Raw genomic sequence first — 2797 nt, forward strand, 5'->3', positions numbered from 1 at the left:
CCCGCCAGCCCCGCTCCGCGGCAGGCCCGCCCCCGTCCGGGACCTCCCTGATGTCGACGGCGGCGGGACCGGTCATCGGCCGCCGCGGGCAGGGGCGCCGTCGGCAAGCTCTGTGGGGCGATGCCAACCGCCGTGCCTCCGGATTGGGAGCCCGGACGCCCGCGCCGGCCCGTTACCGCCTCGTCCGCGAGGCGGCGTCATTGTCGGAGAGCGAGGATCCAGCCGATGCCGCGGTACTTCTTTGATTTCAGCGACGCCAACGGAAAGGTCTTCGACCGGGACGGCCTCGACCTCGCCGACCGAGAGGCCGTGCGGGAGGAGGTCAGCGCCACCCTTTCCGAGCTCGCCAGGGACCTGCCGCCCGGCGAGGACCGGACCACGCTGATCGCGCGGGTGCGCGACGAGGCCGGGGGCGTCCTGCTGATCGCAACGCTGTCGCTCGTCGTGGAGTGGGTCACCTAGGCCGATGCGAGCCGCCGAGGGACCGTGCCGTCAGCCCTTGCCCCGTCTCGCTCCGGCCGCGGGAAACGGATGCGCGACGGCGGCTCGGTTCGCGCTCACGTGCCGGGAGGTCAAGGCGGCACCGCGCCCGCTGCCGCGCGGGGCCTGCCGCGCGCCCCCGGGCCGGGGTTGGCGCAGCTCCGGGCGCGAGCGCGGCGCCGCATCGCTTCGCCCGGCTGCCGGAGGCCCCGGTCCCGCGGCGCGTGCGCGGCGGCCCTGGCCGCCCGGCCCGAGCCTGCGGACGGGAATCCCCCGGTCGTCACCGGCCGGGCCGGGCCGGCGGAGCCCCCGGCGAGGCCCGGACGCGAAACGGGGACGTGACGCGGGCACGCACGCATCGGCGCGGGCAAGCCTGACGGCCCCCACGGGATGGGATCGATCCCGGCATCGGAGCGCCCCGTGGTGACGCCAGCCTTCATCCACGCCCTGGCCCACCGGATCACGGGGCTCGACTACCCGCACGGCCACTGGTGGATCGACCTCCTGGCCGTGCTCGTCTTCGTGGTCGCGCCGGCCTGGACAGGATGGCTGATCGTCCGGTTCGGCCTGCGGTGGGCGGGGCTGCGGCGGCGCCGGCGGGCCCGGCCGAGGCCGATGCCGCCGACCGCGGTCGGCGCGTCCGAGGGCGAGCGGGGGTGGCGCCTGGAGCGCTTCATCGTCCGGGCGACGCTGCGCTTCCAGCTGCGCCTCGTGCTGCTCTCGCTGCTGACCCTTCCGGCGGCGTGGCTTCTCCTGGAGATCCCCAAGCACATCATCAACCGCGCCATCACCGACGCGGACGGGGACGGCCATCCGGAGATGACCGTCCTGGGCCTCACCCTCTCGCAGGTGGAACTCCTGTTCGCCCTGTGCGCCAGCTACCTTGCCGTGCTGACGCTGGGCGGGCTCGCCAAGTACGCGGTCAACCGGGCGCGCGGGCGCGTCAACGAGCGCCTCGTGCGCCGGCTACGCCTCGCCATCGTCCGGCGGGCGCGCGGGGAAGGCTCGCCCGAGCGCCGGGCCGCGCTCGCGGCCGTCGCCGTCCAGGAGGTCGAGCCCATCGGCTACTTCGGGGCCAGCCTCGTGGCCGTGCCGCTCGTGCAGGGCGGCACGCTGGTGACCAGCGTCGCCTTCCTGCTCCTCCAGAACGCCGCCCTCGCGCTGGCCGCGCTGATGATGCTGCCGGTGCAGCTCAGCGTCCTGCCCCGCCTCCAGCGGCGCCTGAACGGCAGGGTGCGCGCGCGGGTCCACGCGACCCGGGCGCTCGGCGGCCTCCTGACCACGGAGGAGGCCGCCCGCGCGCCCGCGGCCGCGCCCGGCCCCGCACGCGGGTCGGCCCTGCTGCGGCAGATGCGGTTGGCGGAGGAGCTTGAGCGGGTGCGGGTCGAGATCAACGACCTCAAGGGCCGGCTGAAGGGGCTCTACAACTACACCTCCAACCTCACGCCGTTCTTCTTCTTCGCGATCGGCGGCTACCTCGTCGTCCAGGGCCGCCTCTCGCTCGGCGCCCTGGTCGCGGCGCTGGCGGCCTACAAGGAGATCGCGCCGGCCCTGCGCGAGCTGTTCGACTTCGCCCAGAACTGGTCCGACGCGAGCGCGCGGTTCGAGGAGGTCACCAAGGCGGTGAGCCGTCCCCGATCGGACCAGGGGCCGCGTCTCACTGACGCGCCGGGGCGGTCGATCCGGACCGCCTGAGCGCTCGCCCGCGCCCCGTCGCCGGCGCGGCGGGCTCGCCGGGAACGCGACGGGCAACGGATCGGCGTCCGGCGAAGACCGGGCTCGCGGCTCCCCGCGCGGCCCGCTCGCCGAGCCGTCGGAAGCGTGGCGGTGGTGCGGCCCGCATCCCCGCACGTCGGGGCGCGTAGACTGCTTTCGGTTAACCAAGGCCAGAGATTGCGGTGGGGTGAACTGCTTTCAGGCAAGACCGAATCTAGCCAGTCTATTTTACCATTGGTATAATTCAGCCTTCCTCAGAGAAGGAAGCTCCAGCGGCCCGCAACCGGAAAGGATGCCGCCATGGTCTATGGGTTCTTCGCGGACGATGCGTCCGGATACCACGCGGCGTTGCTGGCCGCCGCCGCCCTCGCGCGCGTCGAGCGCCCGGCCACCGTCCTGGCCTACCCCGGGCACGCGCCCGGCCCGGCCGCGCCGGCCGGCCGGCGCCCGCCCGCCCTGGTCGCCCACGGCGCGGCGGCGCAGCTCCAGGGCCTGCTCGACCGCGCGGCGGCAGCCCTGGCGGGCGGGTCCGAGGTCTTCCTCGTGCTGCCGCTCGCCGCGCTGGACGAGGACCGGGTCCGCGCCCGCCTCGGCGTGGCGG

General features: G+C 75.1%; 2 protein-coding genes and 1 pseudogene. All 3 read left to right on the plus strand.

The features are described from left to right. Positions 1–225 precede the first annotated feature (225 nt). The gene (locus AX737_RS29225; protein WP_009862913.1) at positions 226–462 is read left to right on the plus strand and encodes a hypothetical protein; all 237 of its coding nucleotides are present in this window, start codon (positions 226–228) and stop codon (positions 460–462) included. Between the two features lie 438 nt (positions 463–900). After that, the gene (locus AX737_RS29230) at positions 901–2175 is read left to right on the plus strand and encodes a multidrug ABC transporter ATPase (RefSeq protein ID WP_082773369.1); all 1275 of its coding nucleotides are present in this window, start codon (positions 901–903) and stop codon (positions 2173–2175) included. Positions 2176–2496: 321 nt separating this feature from the next. Further along, a pseudogene (locus AX737_RS29235) lies at positions 2497–2797 on the plus strand (hypothetical protein); the annotation flags it as partial.

It is taken from the genome of Methylobacterium sp. CCH5-D2, from assembly GCF_001556475.1.
Taxonomy (GTDB): domain Bacteria; phylum Pseudomonadota; class Alphaproteobacteria; order Rhizobiales; family Beijerinckiaceae; genus Methylobacterium; species Methylobacterium hispanicum.

Bases quoted from the DNA above. Each gene is read 5' to 3' on its own strand.
- AX737_RS29225 (WP_009862913.1), top strand. From the start codon at position 226: ATGCCGCGGTACTTCTTTGATTTCAGCGACGCCAACGGAAAGGTCTTC.